This is a genomic window from Paraburkholderia kirstenboschensis, assembly GCF_904848585.1.
GTDB lineage: Bacteria > Pseudomonadota > Gammaproteobacteria > Burkholderiales > Burkholderiaceae > Paraburkholderia > Paraburkholderia kirstenboschensis.
In genome coordinates this window covers 40,136-57,838 of record NZ_CAJHCR010000011.1, presented here as the reverse complement: position 1 = coordinate 57,838, position 17,703 = coordinate 40,136, and the positions used below count along the sequence as shown (strand labels likewise).

Here is a 17,703-nt window from a genome sequence, read left to right as displayed (position 1 = left end):
TCCCGTTTTAGCGATGAAGGTCGAACAGCGCCGCGCCGCGTTTCATCGCATTGCGCGCGATGATGCCGCGATGGATCTCGGACGTGCCGTCGAAGATGCGATAGACGCGGGCATCGCGGTAATAGCGTTCGATGGCCAGTTCCTTGCAGAAGCCCATGCCGCCGAAGACCTGGACCGCGCGGTCGACCACGCGGCCGAGCGTCTCGGAGGCCTGCACCTTGACCATCGAAATCCAGTCGCGCGCGTCCTGTCCGGCGTCCATCATGCTGGCGGCGTTGAGCAGCATCAGCCGCGCCGCGTTGATCTCCATCACGCTGTCCGCGATGACCTGCTGGATCATCTGGAAATCGCCGATGCGCGTGCCGAACTGGCGCCGCTCGCCCGCGTACCCGATCATCATTTCGAGCACATGCGCAGCCTTGCCGATGCCGCGCGCGCCGATCAGCGCGAGGCGCACGCGGCCCAGCATGTTCATCGCCAGTTTGAATCCTTCGCCCTGGCGCCCGATCAGGGTCATCGGGTCCAGCGGAACGTCGTAGAAAAAGAGCTCGTGGTGGGGCGTGCCGCGCAGGCCCATCATCTGCTGGTCGCGGCCGAGCTCGAAGCCGGGCAGGTTCTTGTCGACCGCGAACAGCGAGATTTCTTTCTCGCCGGTGCGGGCCGAGACCAGGAAGAAGTCGCTCCATTGCGCATCGCTGATGAAGTGCTTGCTGCCGTTCAGCATCCAGCCACGCCCGGTTTTGCGCGCCGTAGTCTTGATGCCCTGAGCGTCCGAGCCCGCGCCGGTTTCGGTGATCGCAAGGCCGCAGGTACGCTCGCCGGCAATCGCGGGTTTGAGCCAGCGTTCGATCTGCTCGCCCTCGCACGCCAGGAGCGCGTCGTAGACGTTGCCGAAGGCGCGCCGCACCAGAATGTCGGAGCTGTGGCCGAACTGCTCCTCGCACAACATCGAGTCGACCGTGCTCAATCCGCCGCCGCCGAGTTCGGCGGGCATGTTCACCGCATACAGGCCCAGCGCCCGGGCGCGCATCTGCAAGCCGCGCGCGATCTCGGGCGCGAGGGCGCCTTCGTCTTCCACTTGTTGTTCGAGCGGCTGCAACTCGGTGCGCACGAAGCGGCGCGCCGTCTCGATCATCATCTTCTGCGTGTCGCTGAGCGTGAAGTCCATCGATCTCTCCGATTTGCGTTTAGCCGGCGCTGGTCGCAGCGACACGCAGCGACGGATGCAGCGCGACTTCGAAGGGCATGCGTTCGAGCACGTCGCGCACGAGATCCACGCCCGGCGCCAACTCGATCAGTTGCAAGCCGTCGGCCGTCAGTTCGAAGACGGCGCGTTCGGTCACATAGATCACGTGCTGGCCGTCCGCGCGGGCGCGCTTGCCGCTGAACGTGATATGGCGCACTTGCTTAACCAGCTTCGGCACCGCGCCGTAACGCCGGATGCGCACTTCGCCGTCTTCCAGCTCGACTTCCAGCCCTTTCGCCTCGAAGGTGCCGCAGAAGACGACCTTGCGCGTGCGCTGCGTGATATCGACGAAACCGCCGGGGCCGACGATGTTCTCGCCGAGCCACGAGACGTTGACGTTGCCTTGCGCGTCCAGCTCGCCCATGCCAAGAAAGGCGATATCGATGCCGCCGCCGCTGAATAAATCGAACTGGTCGTTGGATTTGAGGATCGCGCTCGCGTGGCGCGTGGCGCCGAACAGGTCGCCGCCTAGCAGTTCGCCGTTGTGCGATCCCTGTTCGATCACGGTCCAGCTAATGTCCACCCCTTCTTCGTGCGCGACGGCCGGAATGCCGTCGGGCACGCCATAGCCGAAGTTGACGCACGCGCCGGGCTCCAGCTCCTGCGCGGCGCGCTTCGCGATGATGTAGCGGATGCCCGTGGGCAGCGGCGGCTGCGTGCGCGTCTCGGGTGCGGGCAGCTCGCCGCTGATGGTCGGGTCGTAGCCCGCGGCAGTGGTCTGCTTCTGATCGGCGTACACGCAGATATCGTCGACGAGCACGCCCGGCACGGTGACCGCGCGCGCCGGCGTGATCGGCGTGGCTGAGACGTCGCGCACCTGCGCGAACACGCGGCCGCCGCTGTTGTGCGCGGCGAGCGCGGCGGCGAACGCGTCGATATCTGCGGGTTCTTCACGCGATGTCAGGTTGCCCTGCATATCCGCCGTGGTGCCGCGCACGATCGCGAAGTCGATCGCGAAGGGCTTGTACCAGAGCAGTTCCTTGCCGCCCAGCGTGACGACTTCGACGAGATCCTCTCGCGCACGGGCGTTGACGCGGCCGCCGCCGTGGCGCGGATCGGCGAAGGTATCGAGGCCGATGTGCGTGACGAGACCGTGACGGCCCGCGCCGGCTTCGCGGATCAGCGTCTGGATCACGCCGGCGGGGAGGGTGTAAGCCTCGATGCGTTCCTCGCGCGCGAGCTTCTGCATCGGCTTGGACCAGGTCCAGTGACCGCCGATGACGCGCTTTACCATGCCTTCGTGCGCGAAACGGCTGATGCCGCTCTTCACGCCGTCGCCGATCCCGAGCGCGTGGATCAGCGTGAGATCGCGCGGATGACCCGTCGCCAGAAAGCGCCGCTCGATGGCCTCGGTGATGTGATCGGCTTCGACCAGTCCGCCACCCGAGCCGCTCAGCACGACGGTCGCGCCATCGAAGATCGCCGCCGCCATGAAGTCCGCATCAGTCAGGTTTGCACACTTCATCTCATTTTTCCTCGTTGCCCGTGCGTGCACCCGCGCGGACCATCAGCACGTTGATGCCGTCCTGGATCAGCACGCCGTCCTGGTTGTGCACTTCGACCTGCAAACGCACGATGCCGCGATCGGAGCGGCGCGTGGCGCGCTTGTCCAGCACGCGGATGCGGCCCTGTATCCTGTCGCCGATCAGCACCGGCTTGTGAAAGCGATACGTCCACTCCAGCGTCGCGATCGCGGCGAAGAGCATCGTTGCGCGGTTCTTGAGGCCGTCGACCATCGCGAGGCACAAGAGACCATGCGCGACGCGGCCGGGAAAGCCGACGCCGCGCGCGAATTCGTCGTCCATGTGGACATCGAAGAAGTCGCCTGAGATGCCGGCGAACTGCACGACGTGGCTCTCGGTGACGACGATGCCCGACGTCGTGAAGGCGAGGCCGGGTTCGATCTGGTCGAAGAGCAGGGGATGGCTCATGAGCTTGTCCTTATCAGTCGAACGCGGGCGCGTGCGGAACCCGTTCGCGATTGACGATGCGGTAATCCGTTGCGTTCAGCGCGTCGATGCGATGCATGTCGATGCTGGACAGCGTGAAGTCCATCACGTCGAAGTTGGCCTCGATGTTCCGGCGCTGCGTCGACATGGTGTTGATCGTGACGCCTTTCTGGACGATCCAGCGCAGCGCCACCTGCGCGGCCGACTTGCCGTAGCGCGCGCCGATCTCGTCGAAGAGCGGATATTTGAAGATCTCGCCGCGCGCGACCGAGCAGTAGGACGAAAGCGGAATGCCCGTTTCGATGGCGGTCTCCAGCAGCACGCGCTGGTTCAGGAGCGGATGAAACTCGACCTGATTGGTGACGAGCGGCAGCGCCGTCGCGGCTTTCGCGGCGCGCATCATCGCGGCGTTGAAGTTGCTGATGCCGATATGGCGCGTCAGGCCCGCGCGCGCCGCTTCTTCGAGGCGGCGCACCGAAGGCGCGACATCGCCGTGCGCGGGCGGCCAGTGCAGCAGCAGCACGTCGACCTGATCGATCTTCAGCTTGTCGAGGCTTTCGCGCAGCGACGGCATGAAACGTTCGGCGGAATCGTTGGCGGGCGCGATCTTGGTGATGATGCACAACTCGTCGCGCGGAATGCCGATCGCGCGCAGCGCGGAGCCGACGCCGATTTCGTTGTCGTAGAGCTGCGCGGTGTCGATCGCGCGATAGCCGGTCTCGACCGCGTCGCGCAGCGCGTCCTTCAGTTGCTGGCCGTTCAGCGGCCAGGTGCCGAAAGCGCGTTGATGGGTGCGTTGGAAAAGTATGTTCATGGCGTTGTGGAGTCAGAAGTCGGCGGCCGTCTTCGCGAAAAAGGCGCGGATGCCGAGCTCCGCGTCGGGACTGGTGCGGACCGCGAGCGCGGCCGCGGGATAGGCGGCGTGCGGATCCTTGTTCTCATCGACGATCAGGGATTTGGCGAGCGCAGCGGCGCGCGGCGATATTGCGCACAGGCGCGCGGTCCATTCCTGCAATTGCGCTTCGATGTCCTGCGGCGCGCACACGGCATTGACGATGCCCCACTGCAACGCCGTCGACGGGTCTATTTCGCGGGAGAGCAGCACCGCTTCGAGCGCGCGCCCGCGGCCCGCGATGCGCTGCAAGCGGTCGCCGCCCTCCCAGCCGGGAATCGCGCCGATGGCGACTTCCGGAAAACGCAACCGCGCGCCGGTACCCGCCAGCCGCAGATCGCAGCACAGCGCGAGCTCCAGGCCGCCGCCGAAGCACAGTCCTTCGATGACGGCCACGGTCGGGCAGCGCAGCCGCTCGAAGCGCCGGAACACCGCGTTGCCTTCGCCGATCCATTCGGTCGCGAATGCTTTCGGGTCCAGCGCCGACCATTCGCGGATATCGGCGCCGGAAGAGAAGACGCCGCCCGCGGTGCCGCGCAGCACGACCGCGCGGAGGGTGTCGTCGTGATCGATTTGCGCGATGTACTCGTCGAGCGCGGCCAGCATCGCGAAGTCGAGCGCGTTGGCCTTGCCTGGATTACTGAGCTCCAGCGTGAGCACGGCGTCGTCGCGGCGCGAAAGAATCTGTCCCATCAATGTCTCCTCAGTCCTGCACTACGCCGTAGCAGGCGAGGAACGTCTTCATGCGCGCGATCGCGAGTTCGGGCTGCCGCAGCAAACCCGCCGCATCGGCGAGCCTGAACAGATCGACGAAATACGGCAGCGGACGCATCGCCTGATGTCCGGCAAGCATCGTCATGTGCGATTGATGCCCGTTCAGGAAGGCGAGGAACACGATGCCAGTCTTGTAGAAGCGGGTCGGCGCGCGGAAGATGTGACGCGACAGCGGCACGGTTGGCGCGAGAATCTCGAGGAAGCGCTCGCGCCGTCCCGCCGCCAGTTCGCTGAGGGCGGCGGAAGCGGCAGGCGCGATGCCGTCGAAAATGCCGAGCAGCGCGTGCGAATAGCCTTGCTCGTCGCCGGCAATCAGCTCGGGATAGTTGAAGTCGTCGCCGGTGTACATCTTCACTCCGGCCGGCAGGAGACGGCGCATGTCGATCTCGCGTTGCTTGTCGAGCAGCGAGACCTTGATTCCGTCCACCTTGGCCGCGGACTCCGTGATGACCTGCAAAGCCACGTCGCGCGCGGCCCCCAGATCGTCGGTGCCCCAGTAGCGGGCGAGTGCGGGATCGAACATGTCGCCCAGCCAGTGCAGGATGACCGGCTGATCCACTTGCGCGAGCACGCGGCGATACACCGAAACATAGTCGTCGGGCGAACGGGCCACGCGCGCGAGCGCCCGGCTGGCCATCAGAATCAGACGGCCGCCCGCGGTCTGGATCGCATCGACCTGTTGGAGATAGGCATCTACGACGGCGTCGAGCGAATCGACCGAGGCGGGATCGAGATGATCCGTGCCGCAGCCGTTGAAGATGGGCACGCGGCTGTCGGCGAGCTCGGCGCGCGTGCGGCGGATCAGTTGCAGCGATTCTTGCCAGCTCAGGCCCATGCCGCGCTGCGCGGTGTCCATCGCCTCGGCGATGCCCAGGCCGAGGCCGGCCAGATAGCGGCGATAGTCGAGCGTCTTGTCCCAGTCGATCTTGCCGCCACTGGACGAATCGACGTCCGCGAACGGATCGGCGACGACGTGCGCGGCCGACAGCGCCATGCGATTAAAGGGAGCGGCGGGGCGGATGTCCTGAAGCGGGATGCCCGTGAGCGTGTAGCGTTCCAGCGCGCCCGCAGGCGTCGGCAGTTGGATGGTATGCATGTCGCGATGATTGGATTGGTTTGAACGTGAGAGTGCGGGGAGACTCAGAGGCGCGGAATGGACAGCGCGCCGTCGATGTTGAGCACGCTGCCCGTGGCGAACGCCATCTGTCCCGAGGCCAGCGCCGCCACGGCCGAAGCGACGTCCTGCGGCACGCCCCAGCGCCGCATCGGCACGATGCCGTCGGCGATGCGTTCGTCGTAGCGCGCCGCGACGCCTTCCGTCATCGGCGTGCGGATGATGCCGGGCCGCACTTCGAACACGCCGATGGAAAGCGGAGCGAGGCGCAGCGCGAACAGCTTGGTGAGCATGCCCAGCCCGGCCTTCGACATGCAATACTCGCCGCGCTCCGTCGATGCCAGTTCGGCGCTGACCGACGACACCGTGACGATGCTGCGCGCGTCGGCGGTCGCGCTCGCGGCCATGTGGCGCGCCACCGCCTGCGTGAGAAAGAACGTGCCGCGCATGTTGATATCGACGACCCGGTCGTAGGACTGCTCGCCGAGTTCCAGCAGATCGCCGCGCTGATCGGCGGACACGCCCGCGTTGTTGACCAGACAGGCGATTGGCCCGCAGCCCGAAACGATCCGTTCGACCAGCGCACGATGGGCGGCGCTATCGGCCAGATCGTGCTGGTAGAAGCGCGCGCGGGCGCCGTGCGATTCGACGGCCGCAAGTGTTTCGTTCGCGCCGTCGTCGTCGATGTCGATCAATGCGAGGTCGAAGCCGCGCTGCGCCAGCTCGGCCGCGATGCTTGCGCCGATGCCCCGGCGCGCGCCCGTGACGAGCGCCAGCGGCCGTTCGCGGCGCGGCGTCAATACAGGAGATGAGGTAGCCATTCGGAGAACGCCGGCACGAAAGCCAGTAGCAGGATGGTCACGAACATGACGGCCATGAATGGCAGCATGGGCCGCACCAGATTCACCATTTTGATGTTGGCGACGCCGGTGACGATGAAACAGGCCGTGCCGATCGGCGGCGTGACGAGCGAGATGCCGACGATGGCGATGGCGAGAATCGCGAAGTGGATGTCGCTGAAGCCTGCGTCCTGCGCGATCGGCAGAAACAGTGGAATCAGCAGGATGAGCGCGGGGATGCCGTCGAGCAGGGCGCCCAGCAGCCAGAACACCACCACGATGAACACTGTGAAAACGATCTTGTTGCCGGTCAGATGCGACGCGAACTCGGCCACCTGCTCGCCCACCGAGTTGTACGCGAGCATGTAGCCGAGGATCTGCGCGACGCCGACCAGCGACAGCACGATCGCGCTCGTGCGGCCGGCCTTGATCAGAATCCCGAGCCACGCGCGAGACGGAATCGAGCGCTGCACAACCGTGATGATCGTCACGTAGGCCACCGCCGCCGCCGCCGATTCGGTCGCCGTGAAGAAGCCCATGAAGATGCCGCCGAGGATGATGATCGGCGCGCCCAGCGCGGGAATCGCGAGCAAGAACGCGCGGCCGAGCTCCGGCACGCTGAAATGCACCGGCGCCACCGGCGGCTCCGAGCGCGCGCGGTACATGATGATGCCCATCTTCGTGACGCCGACCAGAATCGCGGGCAGCGTCGCCGCGAGAAACAGCTTCGTCACCGACATGTTCGCGACGGTCGCCAGCACGATGATCGTGATCGACGGCGGAATCAGAATGCCGGTCCCGGCCGCCGCCGCGATGATCGCGGACGACCATTCCTTGCGATAGCCGGCTTTTTCCATCGACGGCAGCATGGCGGAGCTGATCGCGGCGGCATCGGCGTTGACCGAACCGCTCAGGCCGGAGAAAACCATCGTCGAGGCGACGGCGGAGACGCCCAGCCCGCCCGGCACGCGGCCCACCACCAGGTTCATGAAGTTGACGAGGCGGGCCGCCGAGCCCGAGTGAAAGAGAATCTCGCCAGCGAGGATGAACAGCGGCACGGCGAGCAGCGTGAACGAATCGACGCCGTGATACATCGCCTGGGCGATGTTGGTGAGCGGCAGGCCTTGCATCAGGCCGTCGATGGTGCCGACCGCGCCCAGCGACGCGATGATCGGCGCGCCGGCGACGACGAACAGCGCGAGTAGTCCGACGGTAAGAATCATTGCGCCCTCGTCTCGGTAGGACCGTGGCCGTGGCCGTGCTGCGCCCCGGTATCCAGATCGACATTGACGGCCAGGTCCCATGCGTGCGCCAGCAGGTGCAGCAGACCCAGCGCGCTGCCGGCCGGGATCGCGGCGAACGAAATCCACTGCGGGATGCCGCTCGGCGTCATCTGATTGAGCCCGAGCTGCATGAATTGCCAGCCGCCCCAGGCGAGTGAGACCAGCAGGAAGCCCATCAGAAGCATCTGGACGAAGGAGGCGAGCACGAGCCAGCGGCCCCTCAGCTTGTCTTCGAAAAGTTCGAAGGCGACATGCACCTTGTCGCGCACGCCGACCGCGATGCCGATGAAGGTCATCCAGATCATCAGCGTGACGCTGACCTCGATGTTCCACGACAGCGAGACGTGGAAGACGAAGCGGGACAGGATGCCCGCCAGCACGACGCAGAAGACTGCGAAAACCAGGACCGCTATCAGCATGTCTTCGACGCTTGCGAGCACGCACAACGCCGCAGTGTTGTTGATGCTGTCCCGGGAAACGCGCGAACGTGAATCGGGTTTCATGTCGGGGAACCTCTGGCTGGAGTTATCCGAGGGCGGGCAGGTAGCTGCCCAGTTCGGCGAAGTTCGCGCGGTACTTCGTGTAGATCGGTTTGACCGCTGCCTGGAATGCGGGAAGGTTCGCGTCGTTGAACGCGACGCCGTTCTTCCTGGCTTCGGCGAGATATTTCGCATCCGAAGCCAGCCACAGGTCGCGCTCGTGCTGCTGCGCCTGCGCGGCGGCTTCCTTTACGGCGTCCTGCTTCTTCGGGTCGAGCGAATCAAACCACTTCTTGCTGGCGAGCATCGGATCGATCGAGAAGAAGTGGTTCGTGTACGAGTAGTACTTCGCCACTTCGCTGTGGTGCTGCTGCACGAAGAATGTGACCGAGTTTTCGGCGCCATCGACGACACCCTGCTGCAGCGCGGAATAGATCTGCGTCGTGTCGAGCGGCGTGGCCTGCGCGCCGAGCTGGTTGAACGTCGCGATCATGATCTGGTTGCCTTGCGTGCGGATCTTCAGGCCTTTCAGATCGCCGGGTTCGTTGATCGGGCGCGTGCGGTTGTAGACGCTGCGCAGGCCGGAGTCGAACCAGCCGAGCAGCACGAAACCGAGACTGTCGAGAATGCCCGCGTAGGCCTTGCCGAGCGCGCCGTCCTGCGCCGCGAAGAGCGATTTGCGGTCGGGGAACGCGAACGGCATCGCGAACAGGCCGAGACGCTTGTCGTAGCCTTCGAGATCGGCCACGTTCGTGACCGTGACTTCGAGCGTGCCGTTGCGCAACTGCTCGTTCATGCGCGTGTGCGAACCGAGCACGCCGTCCGGAAACACGCGCGCGTCGAAGCCGGTCGTTTCCTTCAGACGCTTGGCCATCAGATTCTCGGTGATGACTTCCGGATTGCGGCGGTCGACGACATCGCCGATGCGGATCGTCTGGTTGTCCGCACTGGCAAAGCGCGGCAGGCAGCCCGCGGCCGCGGACGCCGCCGTGAGCATCAACAGTTTGCGGCGAGAGAGAAGGTAGTCACGCATATATCGGATTCCTATGGTTCTGATATCCATATTGAACTGCGACGAAGGCGGCACCGAAGACACTGCTGCGCACGACTGCGAGAGTGTGTTAGATCGATCTACTACAGGTTAAAAGTTGTGCGGATACGGTGCAAGCGGATTTTTCTAAGGGAAACCCGAACGGCGCCCGTTCGGGACGCGAACGCTTATTTGCGAGCGCCGCAGGTTCCGCGGATGACGAGAACCGGCTCGGAGACAATGCGCGTAGGCGTGCGCGACGGCTCCGTCATGCGCTTGAGCAGCAGATCGGCGGCGGCGCGGCCGATGTCGTCCTGCAAGACCTGGACCGTGGTGAGCGGCGGCTCCCAGAGTTCGGCTTCGGGTACGTCGTCGAAGCCCACGACGCCGAAGTCGGCGCCCGGTTCGATGCCGTGTGCGCGCAGGCCGAGCATCACGCCAAACGCGACGATGTCGTTGCCGCACACCACCGCTGTAGGCGGATTTTTAAGCGCGAGCAGTTCGGTGATGATGCGCTTGCCGTCGTGACGCGTCAGCGGCGACGGCACGAGCAGCCGTTCGTCGAGCTTGATCTTCGCGTCGCGCAGCGCGTCGCGATAGCCCTCGGCGCGGTCGCTGCCGGTGGAGGCGCGCATGACGCCGCCGATCATCGCGATGCGTTTATGCCCAAGCGAAATCAGATGCGAGGTTGCGAGCGCCATGCCGCGGCGATTGTCCGCGCCGACGTAATCGGTCTGAAGCCCGGCGACGTAGCGCGAAGCGAAGACGCACGGAATGCCCCACGCCAGCACCTGGCGCATCTGGGCGGCCGTGGTCGATTCGGTCGGACAGACTATGAGGCCGTCGATGTTGTGCTGCCGCACGGTGTCCAGAAAGCGGCTTTGCCGTTCGAGCGATTCGTCGGTATTACCGAGCAGCGTCATGAATCCCTGCGTGCTCAGGCTGGCCTCGATGGAGCGGACCAGCATCGTGAAGTAGGGATTGGCGAGATCGTTGACGACGACGCCCACGGTGTTCGTCTGATTGCTGCGCATGCCCGCCGCGTGGCGGTTGTAGACGTAGCCCTTGCGCTTGAACGCTTCCAGCACGCGCTCGCGCGTGGCTTCGGAAATGCGCGGGCTGTTGCGCAGCACGAGCGAGACCGTTGCTCTGGACAGGCCGAGGTCGTTGGCGATATCCAGCAGTGTGACGGGAGAACCTGGTTTGCCTCGGGACATTGGAACGGTCGATGAGTCGTATGCCCGGAGTGTATCCGAATCGGCCGTAAGGACCCGTTTCCGGTCGGGCATGCTTACGCGTGCTCAGCGCGCTTCAAGCCGAAAAACCCGGCGACGATTTCCGCCTGATTCTCCAGCAGGTGCCGGCCGAGATGAATGCGATGGCCCCGTTCTTCGGCCTGATGCAGCAGTCGAGTCCGTTCCGGCTTCATGATGATGTCGGCTACCAGTACGCGGCGGTCGAGCCGGGCGATGTCGAACGGCAGCGGATCGCCCGCCGCCATGCCGCAGGGCGTCGCGTTGACGACCAGATCCACATCTTCGGGTGTTGCGTTTCCGGCCGAGACGGTCAGCGCCGGATAGGCCTGCGCCAGTTCCGCGATCAGCGCGTCCTGCTTTGCGCGATCCACGTCGATCAATTGCAGCGATTTCACGCCCGCGCTCGCGAGCGCATGCGCCAGCGCCTTGCCGGCTCCGCCCGTGCCCGCCTGAAACACCGACATGCCGCGCGGCTCGTAGCCCTGTTTGCGCAGCCCGCGTGTGAAGCCTTCGCCGTCGTACATCTCTCCGACCCATTCGCCTGTTTCCGTGCGGCGCATGCAGTTGATCGCACCCACTTTCTGCGCGATCGGCAGTAGCCGGTCGACGAGGCCGGTCATCGAGATCTTGTGCGGCACCGTGACGACGATGCCATCGAGATTGCTGATCGTCTTCAGCCCGGCGATGGCCGTCGCGAGCGACGCGGCCGGAATTTGCATCGGCACGAGCACGGCATTCACGCCCATGCGCTGGAAAATCTCGTTGAAGACGAGCGGCGAGCGGGCCTGCGCGATCGGATCGCCGACGATGGCGAAAAGGCGCGTGTCTCCGGCGACGGCGGCATTCAATGCGGAAGTCATGATGATGAGCCTGGGTTGACGGGCATGGGTCGATGATTGGCCGACGACGCGATTAGCGCATCGATCAGCAGGTGGACGTTGAGCGCGCTGCGCAGCGAGGCGACCGGATCGGCTCCGTGGGCGGCAGCGTCGATGAAATTGGCGATGACGGCCTGATGCCCGTGATGCGAGAAAGCCATCGGGTTCGCGCCGGAACCGAGGGAAGCCGTTTCGCCTTCTTCGAGCACGGCGCCGTCCATGTACTGCACGATGAGCCTGCCGCCGGCGAGCGTGGCGCTTCCTTTGCTGCCGCCGATTTCAATGCGTTCGGGGAAGCCGGGAAAGATGGCCGTGCTTGCGTGCAGGGACGCGATGCAGCCGTTTCGATACTTCATGACGCCCGCCACGGTGTCTTCGCATTCCATGCGGTGCGCACGGCTGGTGATCGCGTAGGAGAAGACTTCGTCCGGAAGGCCGACCAGCCACAGGAAAAGATCGAGCGTGTGAATGGCTTGCGTCATCAGCACGCCGCCGCCGTCGCGGGCCAGCGTGCCGCGTCCCGCTTCGTCGTAATACGACTGCGGACGCCACCACGGCACGGCGATGCTCGCGCTGTGAATCTCGCCGAGCGCGCCTGCGTCGAGCAGTTCACGCAGCTTGCGCGATGCGTCGCGCGTGCGATGTTGCAGCACCGCCGCCGCGACGATGCCGCGTGCTTCGCATAGCGCGACCAGTTCGCGCGCGCGGGACGTGGTGACATCGATCGGCTTCTCGACCAGCAGATGCTTGCCGGCCGCCGCAATCCTGGCGCCGAGCTCCAGATGCGTGTTCGGCGGCGTCAGCAGCAGTACGCCATCGACGTGTTCGTCGGCGAGGGCGGTGTCGAGATCGAGCGTCACGCGCGCGTGCGGCAACTGACGCGCGAACGCGCCTGCGCGCTCCTCCGAACGCGCGACGACATGGCGTACGGTCGCGCGATCCTGCAATGCCAGAAGGCTCGCCAGATGCGGCGCGGATGCCATGCCCGCGCCTACGACGGCGATATTGAAGCCAGTCTCGTTCATTTGTCGTCTCCGTTGGAGGACAATAGGGTAGATCGATCTAATTGTCCAGCCGCCGATGCACGTCGGCGGAGAAAAATCACCTGGTGTACTTCGCGAGCACCACGACGGAGAAAGAGTTCATGAACTGTTCGACGCGTTCGAAGCCGCCCGCGTCCTGCGCGAACACCGACAGGCTGTCGACCAGATGGGTCAGCAGAAAGATCAGGTCTTCCTTCGGCGTGTCGCGCTTCAGCTCGCCGGTGCGGCTCGCATGCTCGACGGCGCTTTCGACGGCCCGGTGGATTTCGGTCGTGAAGCCAGCGAGCGCCGCGCGCGCCTCGTCGGTCAGGACATCGCTTTCCAGACGCAGACGTCCAATCAGGCTCCACGGCTTGCGCGTTCTGCCGCCGGGATTGTATTTGCGGAACAGGTTGCGGTTATAGGCGACTTCGGCCTGCACTTTTTCTTGCAGCGACAGGGTTTCGTCGAGCCAGATCTTCTTCTGTCCTTCGATGGCGCCCGCCACGTATTCCTTCACCACTTCCTCGACGAGACTGTTCTTGTTGCCGAAGTGATAGTGGATGTTGGTCGTGGTGATGCCGAGCTCCTTGGCGATCACGCCAAACGTCGTCTTGTGATAGCCGTGCGCGATCAGGAGCTTCTTCGCCAGGTCCTTGATGCTGTCGTACATCGGGGACTTTCTCGATGCGGAGTTCGATTTGTCGTTCTGACTCAACGGTTCACCTCGGCAAGGATTGGAGTATGGATTTGGCCTCATGCGGGGCGAAGCATCGGACCTGGATGATGCGGAAAGCGCGGCTGATTTTACACGACGCCGGTTATCGATCGCCCCTTCGGCCCCCTCCGCAAACGACTGCGCGCGTGCCATTTTCCTTCTCCTCGAAAATTTCGTTGCCTACCGTTCGGCAATGATGTTAATGTCGGTTCACCAGTACTTACTAGTAAGTAAGTATAAGGGAAAACTCGAATGAGACATGACTGCTACGACAGTCGAAAAAGGAGGCAGGATGCAGGATCGAATCGTGGTGCGCCGGCACGACGCGGTTGCCGAGATCGTCATCAATCGACCGGAGAAGATGAACGCGATCACGCCCGAAATGACGCAGACGCTGGTCGCCATCCGGCAGGACATCGAGCGCGACGACGCGATCCACGCGGTGCTGCTGCGCGGCGAAGGCGAGCGCGCATTCAGCGCGGGCAGCGATCTGCATTCGCTCAAGACGTATCGCACGACATGGGAATTCCGCGCCCGCACCGATTACGCGATGGTGATCCGCGACTTCACCAAGCCCGTCGTCGCCGCGCTGAAGGGCTGGGTGCTCGGCGGCGGACTCGAGATGATGCTCGGCGCCGATGTCCGCGTCGCGGGACAGAGCGCGAAGTTCGGCGCGCCGGAGGTAGTGCGCGGCTGGGTGGGTGGCGGCGGCGCGTCGCAGATGCTGCCGCGTCTCGTCGGCTACGGGCAGGCCATGCGCCTTCTCTTGACCGGCGACACCATCGATGCGAACGAAGCGCGCGGCATCGGTCTCGTCGAGATGGTGGTCGAGGATGCGGCCGTCGTCGATACCGCGATGGCGCTGTGCCGCAAGATGGCCGAGTTCAGCCCGATCGCGACCCAGTCGGTGAAGGCGGCTGTGCGCGCATCGCTTTCGATGAGCGTCGAACAGGGCGTTCGCTACGAAAACGAGCTGACGTCGCTCTGTTTCGCCTCGGGCAACTACGAGGAGGGCGCCAACGCATTCGACCGCCGTTCGGGCCGATCCTGATCCGCAACGCAATGCGTCAACGAACGCCGTAACAGCGCGGCGTCGCATAAAACCAAAGAGAAGCAGGAGACAGCGCCATGCAAGCAGCACATGCGCAGAAAGCAGACCGCAGGAACATCCGGCGCGCCGTGTTCGCGTCGACGCTCGGCACCATCATCGAGTGGTACGACTATGGGCTTTATGCAGCGGCATCGGGCCTCATCATCAACAAGCTGTTCTTTCCGCAATTGTCTTCGCTGGCCGGTACGCTCGCCGCGTTCGCGACGTTCGCGGTCGGGTTCATCATCCGGCCGCTCGGCGGCATCGTCATTTCGCATATCGGCGATAAATACGGCCGCAAGCCGGCGCTCGTGCTCTGCGTGACGATCATGGGCGCGGCCACGGTCGGGCTAGGGATATTGCCGACCTGGCAGCAGGCGGGCGTGATCGCGCCCATCCTGCTGGTGCTGCTGCGCATGATGCAGGGCTTCGGCGCGGGCGCCGAGCTAGCCGGCGCGATCACGCTGATCGCGGAGTACACGCCGCCGAACCGGCGCGCGTTCTTCACGTCGATTCCGAACGCGGCCACCAACTTCGGCGTGATGATCGCGATCGCCACCTTCCTGATGATCTCGTACGTGCCGGAGAACATCCTGTTCACGTGGGCGTGGCGCGTGCCGTTCCTCCTGTCGCTCGCGCTGTTCGGCGTCGCGATCTACATCCGCTCGAAGCTCGACGAGACGCCCGAATACGTCGCCGCGATGGAAAAGGCGAGCGCAAAGGCCAAAGCAGAGAAAGTGCCGGTCGCGGACCTGTTCCGCAACAGCCGTCGCGAACTGGTGTGCGGTTTCTTCGCGATGGGCGGCCATCAGGCGCTCAGCTACGTGCTCAACACATTCGCGCTGAGCTACATGACGAACACCGTCGGCATGGCCAGGTCGGACAGCCTTGTCGTGCTGATCATCGCGCTGGGCTTCTCGTTGTTCTGCGCGCCCGTCGGCGGCATGCTCGCGGACAAGTACGGCAGCGGCAACGTATTCGCGGCCGGCGCGATGATCGCGCTCGCGCTCGTGTGGCCGCTGTTTCATGCGATCGATTCGAAGGACGTCGTGCGCGCCACGATCGCGATGAGCGCCGTCTACGGCATCAGTTGGGGTTGCACGTGCGGCGCGCAGGGCGCGTTCCTGTCGAATCTGTTTCCGACGCAGTATCGATTCTCCGGCATCGCGATGTGCCGGGAATTCTCCGGCGCGTTCATCGGCGGACCGACGCCGTTCATCGCGACCGCGCTCGTCGCCTACGCGAACGGCAAGCCGACCTACGTGATGGTGTTCCTCGCCGTATTCTGCGTGCTCACGCTGATCGCCGCGCTTCTCGGCAAACGCCTCTCGCGACATCGGGACGATCATCCCGTGTTCCAGGAATCGCGCCCGGCAGTTTGAGAGCCTGAAAGACCGGGATGCGTCGAAGAGGCGCATCGCGCATGCATAAACAGACTTAAACGGAGTAGAGAACATGCAAATTTTGAGCGCCGACCAGGCTGCATCGTTGCTGAAGGATGGCGATACGTTGATGATCGGCGGATCGGGAGGCGGACACGCCGTGCCGGAAGCGCTGATCGAGGCGCTCGAACGGCGCTTCCTCGCGCAAGGCGAGCCGCGCCGGATCACGTCGGTGCATCCGGTCGGTCTCGGCGATCGCGGTGAGCGCGGCGCGTCCCGTCTCGCGCATGCGGGCTTGCTCAAACGCGTCGTGTGCGGCACGCTCGTCGATTCGCCGGCGCTCGCGCAAATGGCGCTGAACAAAGAGGTCGAAGCGTGGACGCTGCCGCAGGGCGCGCTCTCGCAGCTCACGCGCGAGATGGCGGCGGGCCGGCCGGGGCTCATCAGTCATGTCGGACTGCATACTTTCGTTGATCCGCGCAACGACGGCGGTCTGCAGGGCGCGCCGAGCGATGACAAGCTCGTGAGCCTGATCGAACTGGAAGGCCGCGAGTGGCTGTTCTACAAGCCGTTCGAGGTCGACGTCGCGTTCCTGCGCGGCACGACGTCGGACGAGGACGGCAACGTGTCGATGGAGCACGAGGCCGTGTTCGGCGACATGCTCTCGATGGCGCAGGCGACCAGGCGCAACGGTGGCCTCGTGATCGTGCAGGTCAAGCGGCTTGCGAAGCGCGGAACCTTGCCCGCGAAGACGGTGAAGATTCCCGGCATGCTCGTCGATGCAGTCGTCGTCGAAGCCGATCAGCCGGTGACGTATCAGACGGCCTACGATCCGTCGTTCACTGGCGAGATGCGCATTCCGCTCGGTGGCTTTCCGCGCCTGCCGCTCGACGAACGCAAGATCATCGCACGGCGTCTCGCGATGGAACTGAGCCTGGGCGCGGTGTGCAACGTCGGTTCGGGCGTGTGCACGGGCATCGGGCTGGTCGCGGCGGAGGAAGACGTGCTGCATCACATCGTGCTCACCAACGAGCAAGGGCTGATCGGCGGCGCACCCGCGGCAGGACTCGATGCCGGCGCCGCGCGCAACTACAGCGCGATCGTCGACATGCCGTATCAGTTCGATTTCTACGATGGCGGCGGCATCGATATTGCGTTTCTCTCCGCGGTCGAGATCGACGCGCAGGGCAGCGTCAATATCAGCCGCTTCGCGAACAAGCTGATCGGCGTGGGCGGCTTCATCAACATCAGCCAGAACGCGCGCAAGATGGTCTTCGGCGGCACCTTCACGGCGGGCAATCTGCAAGTGTCGTGCGAAGGCGGCAAGCTGCAGATACTCAAGGAAGGCGCGCATCGCAAGTTCGTGTCGAAGCTGCAGCAGGTGTCGTATAGCGGGCCGTTTGCGCAGGAGCGCAAGCAGACGACGCTCTTCGTCACCGAGCGCGCGGTGTTTCGCGCCATCGACGGCGCGCTGGAACTCATCGAGATCGCACCCGGCATCGATCTCGAACGCGACGTGCTCGCGCATATGGCGTTCCGTCCTGTCATCTCGCCGGATCTCAAGCTGATGGACGAGCGCCTGTTCCGTCCGGAGCCGATGGGTCTCGATGCCGATATGGCGTCGCAGTGCTGGCCATGCCATCCGCGTCTTGCAGAGTTCGCGGAGCGCCAGCGGTGAAGCGCGAGTTTCAAGCTCTTCAGATCGACGGATCGACACGGCTCTTTGGCATCGTCGGCAGTCCGGTGACGCA

The 17,703-nt window shown here is 64.7% G+C and carries 17 protein-coding genes; 3 read left to right on the top strand and 14 right to left on the bottom strand.

Annotation, left to right across the window (positions count from 1 at the left end):
- Window positions 1–7: 7 nt before the first annotated feature.
- The 14 genes from JMY24_RS24740 to JMY24_RS24675 all read right to left on the bottom strand — a co-directional run bounded on the left by JMY24_RS24740 (window position 8) and on the right by JMY24_RS24675 (window position 13,435).
- The gene (locus tag JMY24_RS24740; RefSeq protein ID WP_128596259.1) at window positions 8–1,168 is read right to left on the bottom strand and encodes an acyl-CoA dehydrogenase family protein; all 1,161 of its coding nucleotides are present in this window, start codon (window positions 1,166–1,168) and stop codon (window positions 8–10) included.
- A gap of 19 nt (window positions 1,169–1,187) precedes the next feature.
- Window positions 1,188–2,711, bottom strand: a complete 1,524-nt coding sequence (locus JMY24_RS24735; protein WP_128596258.1) for an acyl CoA:acetate/3-ketoacid CoA transferase — start codon at window positions 2,709–2,711, stop codon at window positions 1,188–1,190.
- A gap of 1 nt (window position 2,712) precedes the next feature.
- Window positions 2,713–3,177 (bottom strand): MaoC family dehydratase, encoded by a 465-nt coding sequence (locus JMY24_RS24730; protein ID WP_128596257.1) that lies wholly within the window; start codon window positions 3,175–3,177, stop codon window positions 2,713–2,715.
- Window positions 3,178–3,190: 13 nt separating this feature from the next.
- The gene (locus JMY24_RS24725) at window positions 3,191–4,009 is read right to left on the bottom strand and encodes an aldo/keto reductase (RefSeq protein WP_128596256.1); all 819 of its coding nucleotides are present in this window, start codon (window positions 4,007–4,009) and stop codon (window positions 3,191–3,193) included.
- Between the two features lie 12 nt (window positions 4,010–4,021).
- Window positions 4,022–4,747, bottom strand: coding sequence for an enoyl-CoA hydratase/isomerase family protein (locus JMY24_RS24720; protein ID WP_236597497.1), 726 nt, complete (start codon window positions 4,745–4,747; stop codon window positions 4,022–4,024).
- Window positions 4,748–4,790: 43 nt separating this feature from the next.
- A complete protein-coding gene (locus JMY24_RS24715; protein WP_128596254.1) occupies window positions 4,791–5,957 on the bottom strand; it encodes a dihydrodipicolinate synthase family protein in 1,167 nt (388 codons plus the stop codon).
- 44 nt (window positions 5,958–6,001) lie between these two features.
- Window positions 6,002–6,796 (bottom strand): 3-ketoacyl-ACP reductase, encoded by a 795-nt coding sequence (locus JMY24_RS24710; RefSeq protein WP_201703087.1) that lies wholly within the window; start codon window positions 6,794–6,796, stop codon window positions 6,002–6,004.
- Window positions 6,772–8,037, bottom strand: a complete 1,266-nt coding sequence (locus tag JMY24_RS24705; RefSeq protein ID WP_128587338.1) for a TRAP transporter large permease — start codon at window positions 8,035–8,037, stop codon at window positions 6,772–6,774. Before JMY24_RS24705 ends, JMY24_RS24710 begins: the two co-directional genes overlap by 25 nt.
- The gene (locus JMY24_RS24700) at window positions 8,034–8,537 is read right to left on the bottom strand and encodes a TRAP transporter small permease (RefSeq protein ID WP_236597496.1); all 504 of its coding nucleotides are present in this window, start codon (window positions 8,535–8,537) and stop codon (window positions 8,034–8,036) included. The genes JMY24_RS24705 and JMY24_RS24700 overlap by 4 nt, the downstream gene beginning before the upstream one ends.
- Window positions 8,538–8,622: 85 nt before the next feature.
- Window positions 8,623–9,609, bottom strand: coding sequence for a TRAP transporter substrate-binding protein (locus JMY24_RS24695; protein WP_128596709.1), 987 nt, complete (start codon window positions 9,607–9,609; stop codon window positions 8,623–8,625).
- 185 nt (window positions 9,610–9,794) lie between these two features.
- Window positions 9,795–10,823 (bottom strand): LacI family DNA-binding transcriptional regulator, encoded by a 1,029-nt coding sequence (locus JMY24_RS24690; RefSeq protein ID WP_128587334.1) that lies wholly within the window; start codon window positions 10,821–10,823, stop codon window positions 9,795–9,797.
- 74 nt (window positions 10,824–10,897) lie between these two features.
- Window positions 10,898–11,722 carry a shikimate dehydrogenase family protein gene (locus tag JMY24_RS24685; RefSeq protein ID WP_201703086.1) on the bottom strand — a complete coding sequence of 275 codons (825 nt, stop codon included), beginning with the start codon at window positions 11,720–11,722 and terminating at the stop codon, window positions 10,898–10,900.
- The gene (locus JMY24_RS24680; protein ID WP_201703085.1) at window positions 11,719–12,765 is read right to left on the bottom strand and encodes a Gfo/Idh/MocA family protein; all 1,047 of its coding nucleotides are present in this window, start codon (window positions 12,763–12,765) and stop codon (window positions 11,719–11,721) included. The genes JMY24_RS24685 and JMY24_RS24680 overlap by 4 nt, the downstream gene beginning before the upstream one ends.
- 76 nt (window positions 12,766–12,841) lie before the next feature.
- Window positions 12,842–13,435 (bottom strand): TetR/AcrR family transcriptional regulator, encoded by a 594-nt coding sequence (locus tag JMY24_RS24675; protein WP_164853701.1) that lies wholly within the window; start codon window positions 13,433–13,435, stop codon window positions 12,842–12,844.
- Between the two features lie 337 nt (window positions 13,436–13,772).
- Between JMY24_RS24675 and JMY24_RS24670 the strand changes: the two genes are divergently transcribed.
- From JMY24_RS24670 to JMY24_RS24660, 3 genes are all read left to right on the top strand, one after another.
- The gene (locus tag JMY24_RS24670; RefSeq protein ID WP_128596711.1) at window positions 13,773–14,531 is read left to right on the top strand and encodes an enoyl-CoA hydratase/isomerase family protein; all 759 of its coding nucleotides are present in this window, start codon (window positions 13,773–13,775) and stop codon (window positions 14,529–14,531) included.
- Window positions 14,532–14,608: 77 nt separating this feature from the next.
- Window positions 14,609–15,952, top strand: coding sequence for an MFS transporter (locus tag JMY24_RS24665; RefSeq protein ID WP_128596712.1), 1,344 nt, complete (start codon window positions 14,609–14,611; stop codon window positions 15,950–15,952).
- A 73-nt stretch (window positions 15,953–16,025) separates the two neighbouring features.
- A complete protein-coding gene (locus JMY24_RS24660; protein ID WP_128596713.1) occupies window positions 16,026–17,630 on the top strand; it encodes an acyl CoA:acetate/3-ketoacid CoA transferase in 1,605 nt (534 codons plus the stop codon).
- The last annotated feature ends 73 nt before the right edge of the window (window positions 17,631–17,703 follow it).